This is a genomic window from Corynebacterium sp. CCM 9204, assembly GCF_041357695.1.
Classification (GTDB): Bacteria; Actinomycetota; Actinomycetes; order Mycobacteriales; family Mycobacteriaceae; genus Corynebacterium.
Window position 1 is genome coordinate 249,279 of the sequence record NZ_JAUERX010000003.1, and the last position, 12,800, is coordinate 262,078.

General features: G+C 62.2%; 10 protein-coding genes. 9 read left to right on the forward strand and 1 reads right to left on the reverse strand.

Annotation, left to right across the window (positions count from 1 at the left end; genetic code table 11):
* The first annotated feature begins 8 nt into the window (after positions 1-8).
* From groL to QWU43_RS07650, 7 genes are all read left to right on the forward strand, one after another.
* Complete coding sequence (gene groL, locus QWU43_RS07620) at positions 9-1,619, forward strand: chaperonin GroEL (RefSeq protein WP_370914509.1); 1,611 nt, start codon at positions 9-11, stop codon at positions 1,617-1,619.
* A gap of 151 nt (positions 1,620-1,770) precedes the next feature.
* Positions 1,771-3,600: an HSP90 family protein gene (locus QWU43_RS07625; protein ID WP_370914508.1), complete on the forward strand. Its 1,830-nt coding sequence runs from the start codon at positions 1,771-1,773 to the stop codon at positions 3,598-3,600.
* 31 nt (positions 3,601-3,631) lie between these two features.
* Positions 3,632-6,322 (forward strand): hypothetical protein, encoded by a 2,691-nt coding sequence (locus tag QWU43_RS07630; RefSeq protein WP_370917518.1) that lies wholly within the window; start codon positions 3,632-3,634, stop codon positions 6,320-6,322.
* A gap of 123 nt (positions 6,323-6,445) precedes the next feature.
* Positions 6,446-6,877 carry a YbjN domain-containing protein gene (locus tag QWU43_RS07635; RefSeq protein ID WP_370914506.1) on the forward strand — a complete coding sequence of 144 codons (432 nt, stop codon included), beginning with the start codon at positions 6,446-6,448 and terminating at the stop codon, positions 6,875-6,877.
* Positions 6,877-7,347 (forward strand): YbjN domain-containing protein, encoded by a 471-nt coding sequence (locus tag QWU43_RS07640; RefSeq protein ID WP_370917519.1) that lies wholly within the window; start codon positions 6,877-6,879, stop codon positions 7,345-7,347. Before QWU43_RS07635 ends, QWU43_RS07640 begins: the two co-directional genes overlap by 1 nt.
* Before the next feature lie 373 nt (positions 7,348-7,720).
* Entirely contained in the window at positions 7,721-8,290 is a 570-nt protein-coding gene (locus QWU43_RS07645; protein ID WP_370914899.1) for a sigma-70 family RNA polymerase sigma factor, read from the forward strand.
* Complete coding sequence (locus tag QWU43_RS07650) at positions 8,287-9,222, forward strand: hypothetical protein (protein WP_370917520.1); 936 nt, start codon at positions 8,287-8,289, stop codon at positions 9,220-9,222. The genes QWU43_RS07645 and QWU43_RS07650 overlap by 4 nt, the downstream gene beginning before the upstream one ends.
* 94 nt (positions 9,223-9,316) lie before the next feature.
* On the opposite strand, the gene QWU43_RS07655 is transcribed toward QWU43_RS07650, so the two are convergent.
* Positions 9,317-9,688 (reverse strand): DUF5319 domain-containing protein, encoded by a 372-nt coding sequence (locus tag QWU43_RS07655; protein ID WP_370914503.1) that lies wholly within the window; start codon positions 9,686-9,688, stop codon positions 9,317-9,319.
* A gap of 238 nt (positions 9,689-9,926) precedes the next feature.
* On the opposite strand from QWU43_RS07655, the gene guaB reads away from it, so the two are divergent.
* Both guaB and QWU43_RS07665 read left to right on the forward strand, forming a co-directional pair.
* On the forward strand, positions 9,927-11,453 hold the full coding sequence (gene guaB, locus QWU43_RS07660; RefSeq protein ID WP_370914502.1) for an IMP dehydrogenase: 1,527 nt from the start codon (positions 9,927-9,929) through the stop codon (positions 11,451-11,453).
* Between the two features lie 67 nt (positions 11,454-11,520).
* Positions 11,521-12,726, forward strand: coding sequence for a GuaB3 family IMP dehydrogenase-related protein (locus tag QWU43_RS07665; protein WP_370914501.1), 1,206 nt, complete (start codon positions 11,521-11,523; stop codon positions 12,724-12,726).
* Positions 12,727-12,800 lie beyond the last annotated feature (74 nt).

Sequence of the window (12,800 nt, forward strand, 5' to 3'; positions counted from 1 at the left end):
GTTTTTTCATGGCTAAGCTGATCGCATTCAACGAGGAAGCCCGGAAGGGCATCCAGGCCGGCGTGGACACTCTGGCTGACGCGGTCAAGGTCACCCTCGGCCCGCGCGGCCGTAACGTCGTGCTGGACAAGCCCTTCGGTGGCCCGACCGTGACCAATGACGGTGTGACCATCGCCCGCGAGATCGACGTCGACGAGCCTTTCGAAAACCTCGGAGTCCAGTTGGTGAAGTCCGTCGCGGTCAAGACGAATGACATTGCCGGTGACGGTACGACCACTGCGACGCTGTTGGCGCAGGCCCTCATCAGGGAGGGGCTGCGTAACGTCGCGGCCGGTGCCAACCCCATCGAGCTGAACCGCGGCATCGCGGCCGGTGCTGAGCGCACCGTCGAGCTGCTGCTGGAGCGTGCGAACGAAGTCGCCTCCACATCGGACATCGCGAATGTCGCGACGGTCAGCTCCCGTGACCCGGAGGTCGGCGAGATGGTTGCCGGCGCGATGGAGAAGGTCGGCAAGGACGGTGTCGTGACCGTTGAGGAGTCCCAGTCGATGGACACCACCCTCGACATCACCGAGGGCATCTCCTTCGAGAAGGGCTTCCTCTCTCCGTACTTCATCACCGACATCGATGCGCAGAAGGCGATCCTGGATGACGCACTGATCCTCCTGGTACGCAACAAGATCTCCTCCCTGCCCGACTTCCTCCCCGTTCTGGAGAAGATCGTCGATTCCGGCAAGCAGGTCCTCATCGTCGCCGAGGACATCGAGGGTGAGCCACTGCAGATGCTGGTGGTCAACTCGATCCGGAAGACGCTGAAGATCGTCGCCGTGAAGTCCCCGTACTTCGGTGACCGTCGCAAGGCGTTCATGGATGATCTCGCCGTCGTCACTGACGCGACGATCGTCGATCCGGAGGTCGGCATCAACCTCTCCGAGATCGGTCTCGATTCGCTGGGGTCCGCACGCCGCATCACGGTGACGAAGGACTCCACCGTCATCGTTGACGGCGCGGGTAGCTCGGAAGCGGTCGAGAACCGTCGTGGCCAGATCCGTCGAGAGATCGAGTCCACGGACTCGTCCTGGGATCGGGAGAAGGCACAGGAGCGTCTGGCGAAGCTGTCCGGCGGTATCGCCGTCATCAAGGTCGGCGCCGCCACCGAGACCGAGGTCAGCGAGCGCAAGCTCCGCGTCGAGGACGCCATCAACGCCGCTCGTGCGGCTGCGCAAGAAGGTGTCATCGCTGGCGGTGGTTCCGCACTCGTGCAGATCGCCCACGAACTCAAGGTCTACGCTGAGGAGTTTGAGGGGGACGCCAAGGTTGGTGTCCTGGCGCTGTCCCGGGCACTGGTGAAGCCTGCCTTCTGGATCGCAGAGAACGCCGGTGTCGACGGTTCCGTCGTCGTCGCCAAGACCACCGAACTGCCGAATGGTGAAGGCTTCAACGCCGCCACCCTCGAATACGGAAACCTCATTGAGGCGGGCATCATTGATCCCGTCAAGGTCACCCACTCCGCAGTGGTCAACGCCACCTCCGTCGCCCGTATGGTGCTCACCACCGAGGCATCGGTCGTGGAGAAGCCCGCCGAGGAAGAGGATTCTCAGGCAGGTCATCATCACTAGGTCGAACGCCTGACACCGGCAGAGGCCCGGCCCCACTACACCGAACGTCCGAAGTTCGGTGAAAGGAGGGCCGGGCCTGCTGCATTCCATGGGGAAACCGTATTCTTGGTTCAGTCAACAGAGACCGTCCGAGAAAGGTATCGAACGATCCATGAGTCAGCCCGATGACGTACGCGCCGAAAGCCACAACTTCCAGGTTGATCTCGGCGGGATCGTCGAGATCCTCAGCCGGAACCTCTATTCCGGGCCCCAGGTCTTCATCCGGGAGCTTCTGCAGAATGGGGTCGACGCGATTACCGCGCACCGGGCCATCGACCCGGACTGCCCCGCAGAGATCCGTGTGATTACCGACGGCACCACGATCAGCGTCACCGACACCGGCGTCGGCCTGACCCCGGAACAAGCGGAGGGGCTGCTCGCCACCATCGGTGCCTCATCGAAACGCGATGAATGGGGGATGTCCCGCAGCGACTTCATCGGGCAGTTCGGTATCGGACTGCTGTCCTGCTTCATGATCTCCCCACAGATCACCGTGCACAGTCGCTCCGCGACGACTCCGGGAAAACCGGTGCGCTGGTGCGGGTCCAACGATGGAACATGGTCCTCGACCGTGGTCACCGACGATGAAATCCCACCCGAGCTCGTCGGCCCTGGCACCACCGTGACTCTCGAAGTCATGCCGGGAGAACGGCACGCCGAGCATGAGGTACTGCGACGCAGGATCGTGTCCTACGGCAGTCATCTTCCGGTCACCGTCACGCTCGCCCGCAGAGGAGCGGAACCGGAGTGCCTCAGCGAGACCACCGCGCCCTGGGAGATGAGTCATGCCGCCGCCGCACGCTGGTGCCGCGACGAATTCGGCTTCGACCCCTTCGACCAGGTTCCCCTCGACGTTCCCGCGGCAGGTCTCCACGGGATCGCGTTCGTGTCCGCACGAGCGGGGCATCCTGGCCAGGAACAGCACCACCGCGTGTACCTCCGCAGGATGCTGCTGTCCGACCGGGCCTATGATGTCGTGCCGGAGTGGGCGTACTTTGTCCGTGTAGTCGCCGACGCCGAGCATCTCAAACCGACGGCCTCCCGGGAGGGGCTGTTCGATGATGAACTGCTGGAGGAAACCCGGGACGGTATCGGCGCTGCGGTCCGGAACTGGATGAACACCCTCGCGGATAAGGAACCCGCGCGATTCCGGGAGTTCCTCGCCCTCCACCTCACCGGTCTGAAGGCGCTCGCCGTGACCGACGCGGAGACCCGGACGCTCGTCGCCTCCAGCGTTCCCTTCACCACTTCTCTCGGGATGCTCACCCTCGATGAGGTTTTGGACCGATACGGGAGGATTGCGTATACCGCCACCGATGATCGTTTCCGCGCACTACGCCCAGTGGCCGAAGCTAATGATCTCTGTATCGTCAATGCTGGTTTTTCCTACGATGAAGAGGTCATCGATCAGGTCCGGCTAGATCGCCCGGAGGAGGACATCGCTGAACTTGATCCCCGCGATGTTCTCGGTGTGCTCGAGAATGTTGAGCTGGGGACGGAGGCGGCGTTGATCCCCCTGGTTGATGCGGCGGAGCAGGCACTTGAGGGACAAAAGTTGAATATCGTGGTACGTAAGTTCCTTCCGGCCACGATGCCTGTGCTTTTCCTGCCGCATCCGGACGCCGCAGGTCGGGCGCTTGAGGAGCGTCAGCGCCGTACCGAGGGGTTGTTCGCGGGGTTGGTTGATCTCATGCATCCGGAAAAATCTGATGATCATGCGCCCCAACTGATCCTGAACGCCAATGCCGCGATCATCCACCAACTTGCGGGTGCCGCGGTTGGTGGCGGACGATCTGTCGTCGTTGAATCCTCGGTCAGAGGATTCTACGTCCAGGCTCTGTTGAGCGGCAGACACCGTATGGACGCCCAGGTGCGGGCCTGGTCCTCCAATCTCTTCACCGAGTTGATCAGTGCATCACTCGGTGACGGCGGCAGTGTATGAATCAACTACCCGACAATACAGGAGAAAACCCATGACTGACTCTGATAATCAGCATGATGAACTTCGCCTTCTCATGCACCGTGCCGACAGCACACCGTGGGGAAGTACCTGCAGTGAGCTCTGGGCGGAGGCAGCTCAACTTGCCGTCGACAGTGAGCGGCTTGAAGAAGCGCTGATTTGTCACGCCGAACTGTGTACGGCCTATTGCATGGACGGGCGGAACTACCGCTGTATCGCCCCGTTCTCCTACGTTGAGGAGATGCGGTCCCACCGCCCCGACCTGTTCAGCACCGAACTCCATCACAAGCACGCCTGGAATCTGAAGTACGTGTTGTCTGCGGTGGCGAACAACCCTGACGTACCCGTGGCACAGTACCGCTCTCTCCTGGATCTGATGGCGGAATACTACCGGGAACTGGGGGATCCGGGGCGTGCGGTCGCGATGCGGCGCCTGGGTTTCCTCCGGAACACCGGCGGGAGTGGAGTAGAAGATACCTACGCAGAGTGGCTGGACCTCCCGGACTCCGAACTCGCTGATTGTGTCGGCTGCAGCCCAGAACAGCGGGTCGAGTACCACGCCAGTCGTGGTGAGTGGGAGACCGCCCGGGAGATCGGCGAGGCTGCTCTCCCCGAGATGGAGAACAGTTGCTCGTCACAGCCCGAGGGGCTGTTGACCGAGATGCTTGAGCCGTGGCTGCGAACAGGGGCGGATGACCGCGCGTGGTCCGCTCACGTCCGTGGATATCGCCGTTACCGCAGAAACGCGAGTGATCTTGCGCAGCATTCTGACCACATTCGTTATCTGGCGCTTTCCGGTGCGGCTGGCCGCCCGGAACGATTGGAGCGGGCGGAGAGCATCCTGATCCGCCATCTTCCCTGGTGGGAACGCGCCGAGGACCACCGGGACCTGCTGAATCTCGCCGCCGCCGCCGTCGTACTCATTGACCGGTTGCCTGGTGCCACGGACCGCAGACTGGACGTCACGCTGGCGGGTGAGAACCTGCCGTGGGTGACCGGCATCGAGACACTCACTCGCCCGACCCTCTCCGAGGCGCGAGCCTGGTTCCTCACTCTCGCAACGTCGATCGCCGAACACTTCGACGCCCGCCCGGGCATGGAACACGCCGTGCACGTCGCGTCGCTGCAGAGGCTCATCAACCCGGAACCCGTCGCCCCACTGCCCGCACCGGCAGAGGGGGCTGTCGCCGATGTGTCCGGCATGTTCACCCCAGATGAAGTCGACTACAGGGTCGTTATCCCCACGGAGGCCACAGCCGGTCCCGCTGCGGACGTGGCACCCGGCCCGGATGGTGACGAGGATGGTGAGCCTCCCGTGGTCCCCATCGATATCACCGGCTGGTGGCGTGGCAACGATCTCGCGGAAGCCCTCGCTGCGAACGCCGCGGTGGGGAACGAGATCGAGACCGTCCACTGGCACCACGCGGTCCACCTGCTCCTCGACCATCCCGGGCTGCGCACCTCAGCGGAGGCCGCCGGTGTACCAGGGGAATTGGAGCATGCTTGGCGGCGTGCTGTCCAGGATGCCGAATGGTTCCTCGGTGTCGATCTCGACGCCGAGTCTGAGGAACTCCCGGGTACGACCGGGGACCCCGCGTACCGGTTGATCGAGGATGCAGCGGCTTCCCTCCGTTCGGGGCAGGTCATGGAGGCCTGCCAAGCCGCGGACACCGCGATGCGAACCGGGTCGGCTGAACCCGTCGGTGTCCGACTGGCGGCGTTGCAGTTCCTCGCGAGAGGTGCACATGACGCAGGCTACGTCGACGAAGGCATCGACTGTGCCCGGCAAATGCTCAATCTCTGCGCTGCCGCGGAACTGCCCGGACTGACGTTCATCGCCGCACAGACACTCGCGGAACTGCTGATCTCCGCACGTCGGTACCATGAGGCCGCGGAAGTTCTCGAGACCTCGCTGATGAAGATCTCCGAGTATCCCGGATCGCGTGCCGAACTGGATCTGCGGCATTCGCTGGTCCGGGTTTTCGCCAAACTGGAGTTCCACGACGAAGCGGGAGAGGAACTGCTCAAGATCGCTGCACACATGGTTCGGAGGAATGAACGGGAGCGGGAGCTCGGGGCACTGCAACAGGCGGCCGTCGCGTTCGACCATGCCCAGGAAACCCGCCGCGCGGTGTCGACCTGGCATCGGATCATCGAGGTGTCCCACTCCATGTGGCAGGACGCCGTTAACGGTCTCTCGGTGGGGGACAGTGTGGACGGGCAGATGCAGGAGCAGGTGGACAAATACCGAGAGGCATACGCTCTGGCGCTCTACAAGTGCTGTGCCACGGCGGTGAATCAGCCAGGATATGTCGGTGACGCCGACATGGCGGTGGTTGACGATCTTCTCGACACCCTGCGTGCCCTGGTCAACGATCCCGAACACCCTGGGCCGAAGACCCAGGCATGGCGGGAGGCTGATTGGTTGGTCGACAAAGCATACATGAATCTCTGTGCTATGCGGTTCCTCTCCGCAGTGGACTATGCGAATGCGGCGGCCACCGGGTTCGAGAGCATGGAAGAACCCGCCGATCAGGCGAGGGCGCTGATGATCGCGTCTGACGCCCGGTTCTACGGGGGTGAACCGGAAGCTGCGGCAGAGATTGCCCGTGACGCTGTGCGGGTGCTGTCAGCGAGGCGTTTCATCGGGCACCCCGTGCGCCGTGCCGCCGAACACCGGATTCGGGAGGCTGGCACGGCCTGATTTTCCATCTTTCCGGACAATGCGACATCTAGATTTGCTGCGGCAAACTAGAGTGGACTCTGTATGAATGACCCCGGCTTTTCGATACAACGACCGGGAACCGCATGAAAGGAAATACCATACATGGCGTTACCCAAGGTTACCTTCACCCGGGTGGAGAATTTCCTGAAATCCGAGGAGCTCAATTTCGGCAGGGATGATGACAATGACATCGTCGTCGGTTTTGATGGACTCACCTTCTTCATTACCGTCCAGGAGGATCTCCTCCGCCTGTCCGGTTGGTGGCACGCACAACTGGGAAATGATGATGCGGTGGGACGGGCAGTTTCTGCAGCCAACTCGCTGAATCAGGATCTCGTGATGCCCAAGACCGTTGTCGCCGGAAGCGGCCCGAGCATCATTTTCGAGAATTCACTGAAAACCGCCACGGGGATGACAGACGAGCAGCTTGGTTCATTCATTGTCACGTCATTCCAGTCAAGTTTCATGGCGGCAGAGAGACTAGCTGCCGATCTGCCCGATCTCGCGCCCGTCGTCGAAGAGGAGAACAACTGATGGCATGGTTCAAGTCCAAGGGCGCGGTGGACGCGCCCACACCGGTCACCCCGGAACGCCTGGAAGCGGCCCTTTCGCGCCAGGAGATCACAGCGGATCGGGCGGATGATGGTGCTCCTCGCTTTTACTGTTTTATCAACGGTTTCCCTGTCGTGTTCGATGCCTCCTTCGATTTCTCGGTGGTGGTCAGTGCAGCTACGTTCGAGCGCCTGTCGGAGTCTCGGGAAGAAGAGGTTCTCGGCTGGGTCAAGTCCGCGAATGCCGACACCCACTTTGTTACCACCGTGCAGAATCGTGACGAGAACGGTGTTTTCGTGGCTGCTGATGGTGCCATATTCACGAGCCAGGGGCTCACCGATGAACAACTCGATGATCAGCTTGAACTCATGCTCGTCGGTGTATTGAGTACCATGAGCCGTTTCTACGAGGAGTTTGACATCACTCCCGAGGACCCCGGGAACGACAACTGATCCCGGTAACGGATTCCGTCATCCCCGGGTACAGGTCGGGTGGGACATTCCTGTGGATGGAACGGTGATCTGTGAGTATGCGTCCCTCCCCTGGATGGTTCACCCGACGGGATGTGATCGGGAGGTGGCTGAATTGGGGACCCCGGTGGTGAACGACGCTGGTGGGGTGCGTAAAAAGTCTCATCTCATGCGTCTCGGGCGGTACCTGTTTTCCACCGATCTCCGGTAAGACTGGCTGCGTCGGGCCCCTTCGTCCGCTTCGTGAACTAGAATGACCAGACAGAAAACTCCGGTGGGGTTTCAGGCAGCTTCTTCCTCTGGTCCATTCGGGGTGGCTGGTGTCCAGATTTTCGATGAAGCAGGGGTCTACGGCGTGAATGATGCGGAGAGCGAACTGGCGGCACTCGTGCCGTTGGCGGCCGGTGGTGACCGGTCTGCTCTGCAGCGGATCATGGAGATTATTCACCCGATGGTCCTGCGCTACGCTCGCGCCCGGATCGGGGGTGGGCGTCATCCTGCGCCGGAGGACGTTGCCCAGGAGATCTGTCTGGCGGTGGCGACCTCGGTGGCGAACTATGTGGATCGGGGGCGTCCATTTATGGCGTTCGTCTATGGTATCGCCTCCAATAAAGTGGCGGACGCTCACCGGTCGTTGTCGAGGGATCTGTCGAATCCCACCGATGATGTTCCAGATTACGTGCGCGATGGGGACACTCCGGAAGACTATGCGCTGGTCAGCGATGGTAGTAACAGAGTGCGTGAACTTCTCGATTCATTGAGTGACAAGGCACGCGAAATTATCACCCTACGGGTGTTCGTGGGTTTGTCCGCGGAAGAAACCGCGCGAATTGTGGGGAGCACCCCAGGCGCAGTCAGAGTGGCCCAGCATAGGGCGCTTGCAGCACTGCGGAAGAAGCTGAATGAGCAGGAGCATCAGGCATGAGTGACCGCCGATCCGAGGGCGCAGGTGCGCATGGGGGACAGGGAAATGACCGGTTCCTCGTTGACGCCTACCTTGACGACCTCGCCCGGGGTATCGATCCTTCCGGAGGGGAGGACGCCCTCGCCGGGCTTTTGCTTGGCCTCAAAGCAGAGGTTGATGAACCGATGCCTCCAGCGCCGAGGCTCCCTGAGTGTGGGGTACCGGGGGCTGGACCTGTCACGACCCGATTCGCTCCCGTTACCGCTGCTCCCGTTCAGGAGAGCCCTGTTGTGGAGGGGGGCGCCCGAGTGATTGATCTTGAGGAGCGTCGGAGAATTGTGCCGGGTTTCGTCCACGGAATGATCGGCGCGGCTGCGGCGACCCTCGTTATCGCAGGTGGTGGAACGGCCATCTACAATGCGGAACCCGGTAGCGCACTGTGGGGGGTCAACGCCGCGATGTTCGGAGACCATGCCTCCGTCGTGGAACTCGCCAGTACTCTGGAAGAAGCCGACAACCGTAACGCGAACGGTGATGTCGCCGGAGCGCTCGAACTGCTGGAGCAGGCGAAACTCATGGCGAAGGAGATCAATGCACGCAACACTGACAAAATCGACGCGGACAAACGTCCTCCGGCTCCCCGCACCGTGACGGTCACTGTAACACCGGAACCGCAGCCCCCGGTGGAACCGGAGACGGTCACCATCACCACCACGGTCGGTACTCCTCCGCAGCTCCCGAGTAGTACTGTTCCACCGGTATCGTCGGTCATTCCGTCTCCGTCGGTGACCCCTCCGACGACATCACCGCTGCCGGTGCCTGATGACGGTGGTGAGGTCACCGAGACTTTCTCAGTTCCTGATGGTGACGGGGAGAACGCCGATAACGTCGGAGCTTCGGTGAATGAACGGGGAGGCTCCCGGCAAGCGCCCGGTGCGGGCGAAGATCTATGAGCTGATTTTTGGAGAAGGATAAAGCCCCGTACCTATTTCTGGGGTACGGGGCTTTTCCGTGCCCGGGTATCGGGCGCGTGTGCGTGCGGAAGTACTACTTCGCGTCCATTCCGTCGAGGAAACCGAGGCAGTAGTCCCAGGGGACGTATGCGGCGGGATCAGGGCGTGCGGATGGTTCGTGTACCGGCGACAGCTCCCCGGCGAGCGTGGCGCGCATGTTGGCAGCCATGATGTCCCAGTCGTAGTAGTGCTGCTCGTCGCAGTCCTCGCACATGAAGAACACCCCGAGGACACCTCGGGGTTCCAGAGCCCGACGGAATTCACCGACGAGTTCCAGGTCCTCGCGGACGCGCTCACGGTCTTCGGCACTGAGTGGCGGCATCGGTTCATCCGCCTCAAGGAACGACGCGGGATCGTTCGGGTCACCCGCGAAGGGGTCCGGCGGCATCATCGAATCAAAGTTCACACAGGCCACACTAAGGGTGCAGCCGGTAAACGGCAACCAAAGACAGGTGAAATGACCCTGTGGCCGGTGACCCCCGTGACCGCCCCGCGCGCTACTGTTGTATGTTGTGACACCCTCCCGTCCGATGACGCCCCGGGGTCTCGTTCCTCGCTGCGGGGATTCCGGGGTTTCCGGGGCGGGTGGATGCGACGTGTCGATCCAGCTCCAGTTCCACCCTAGATAAAAAGGATGACCCACCTTGACTGACAATCACGTCTCCACCGGGGGCGACGACCCGAACAAGGTCGCACTCATCGGCCTCACTTTCGACGATGTTCTGCTGATCCCGGATTCCTCCGACGTGATCCCCAGTGAGGTGGATACGTCCTCACAGCTCACCCGGAATATCCGGCTGAATATTCCGTTGATTTCCGCTGCGATGGACACGGTGACGGAAGCGCGCATGGCCATCGCCATGGCGCGGCAGGGTGGCATGGGTGTTCTGCACCGCAACCTGTCCGTGGAGGACCAGGCTCAGCAGGTGGAGATGGTGAAGCGATCCGAGTCCGGTATGGTCACCGATCCGGTTACCTGCACCCCGCACATGACGATCGGTGAGGTGGATGCACTCTGCGCCCGTTACCGGATCTCTGGTCTGCCGGTGGTGGATGAGGCGCGGCGGCTCGTCGGTATCTGCACCAACCGGGACATGCGTTTTGAGCAGGATTACTCTCGGACGGTTGCCGAAGTGATGACGGCGATGCCGCTCGTCGTGGCGAAGGAGGGCGTGAGCAAAGAGGATGCTCTGCAACTCCTCAGTGCGAACAAGGTGGAGAAGCTCCCGATCGTCGATGATGAGGGGCGTCTGGTTGGACTGATCACCGTCAAGGACTTCGTCAAGACCGAGAAGTACCCGGATTCATCCAAGGATTCTTCTGGCCGGCTGCTCGTCGGTGCTGGTATCGGTACCGGTGAGGATTCATGGGGCCGTGCCGCCGCGCTCGTCGATGCGGGGGTCGATGTCCTTGTGGTGGACACCGCACACGCTCACAACCGGGGTGTTCTGGAGATGGTGTCCCGGGTGAAGAAGGAGTTCGGGCACAAGGTCGACGTGATCGGCGGCAACCTCGCCACCCGTGCTGCAGCGCAGGCCATGATCGATGCCGGTGCGGATGCCATCAAGGTCGGCATCGGCCCCGGTTCCATCTGTACCACCCGCGTCGTCGCGGGTGTCGGTGCGCCGCAGATCACCGCGATCATGGAGGCCGCAGTACCCGCCAAAGCGGCAGGTATTCCGATCATCGCGGATGGTGGCATGCAGTTCTCCGGTGACATCGCCAAGGCACTGGCAGCCGGCGCATCCACCGTGATGCTCGGTTCCCTGCTCGCCGGAACCGCAGAAGCACCGGGTGAGACGGTGGTCGTTAACGGGAAGCAGTACAAGATGTACCGCGGCATGGGTTCTCTCGGTGCGATGCAGGGGCGTGGCCTGAGCGGAGAGAAGCGGTCCTTCTCCAAGGACCGCTACTTCCAGGCGGACGTCAAGAGCGAGGAGAAGCTTGTCCCGGAGGGTATCGAGGGGCGTGTCCCGTTCCGTGGCTCCATCGATGCGATCACCCACCAGCTCGTCGGTGGTCTGCGCGCAGCCATGGGCTACACCGGTTCCGCTACCATTGAGGATCTGCAGCATGCGCGCTTCGTCCAGATTACGGCGGCTGGTCTGCGGGAATCCCACCCGCATGATATCCAGATGACCGTTGAGGCCCCGAACTACTACCAGCGCTGAAGCCACCGCTTCGCCCACCGGGAGTTGATTGCCCGGTGGGACCCAAAACATCCAAGGAGCATCACCCATGCGTGACATTGTCGAAATCGGAATCGGGCGCGAGGCCCGCCGCAGTTACGAGCTTGCGGACATCCAGATCATCCCCTCCCGTCGGACACGGTCCTCGAAGGACATCGACACCTCCTGGCACATCGACGCCTATACCTTCGATAACCCGTTCCTGTCTCACCCGACGGATGCGTTGGCCTCACCGGAGTTTATCGTGGAGATGGGGCGTCAGGGTGGTCTCGGAGTCATCAACGCCGAGGGACTGTGGGGGCGTCATACCGATCTCGATGCCGCAATCGCCAAGGTCGTGGAGGCCGGTCGCATGGAGTTGACGGAGATGTCCGATCCGCTGGGCTTCGGTTCCCCGAGCACCAGGGTCCTGCAGGAACTGCATGCTGCACCGATCGACGAGGAACTGCTCTCCGCGCGGATAGCCGAGGTACGCGCCTCCGGAGCTACCGTTGCCGTCCGGGTCACTCCGCAGCATGCTCGGGAACTCGCGCCCGTAGTCATCAAGGCGGGTGCTGAACTGCTGTTCATCCAGGGCACGATGATCTCCGCAGAGCACGTCGCAACGGGTGGTCAGCCACTCAATCTCAAGGAGTTCATCGGTTCACTGGACGTTCCCGTCATCGCTGGTGGGGTTGCGGACTATACGACCGCTCTGCATCTCATGCGCACTGGAGCTGCGGGGATCATCGTCGGGGGCGGGACGAACACCAACGACCTCGCGCTGGGCATCGGTTGCCCGATGGCCACAGCGATCGCGGACGCCGCGGCAGCCCGACGTGACTACCTTGACGAGACGGGCGGCCGCTACGTACACATCATCGCCGATGGGGAACTCGATTCCTCCGGGTATGCGGTCACCGCAATTGCCTGCGGCGCCGACGGGGTTATGCTCGGCCGTGCACTCGCCCGGGCCCGCGAAGCCGCTGCGGGTGGCTACTTCTGGCCACACACGGCGGCACACCCACGGTTCCCCCGTGGCGCTGTCGAACCCTCTTGGGCGCACATTGTCGAGTCAGCGGAAGAGTCCGGTGACAACCTCGACCAGATGGCGCGGCAGCCCTCCCTGGAGACGGTGCTGCACGGCCCGTCCACCGACCCCAATGGTTTGCTCAACTACGTCGGCGGGTTGCGCCGGGCGATGGCCAAGTGCGGGTACACGGACCTGAAGAGCTTCCAGAAGGTTCAGTTGTCCGTCCGTTCCACCGTTTTCTGATCACCGACGTTCTATCCATTGGTGCGGCGCAGTACCGGAGAAGCAGAGCGCGGCTCTGGGTGCGGTAAAGTACG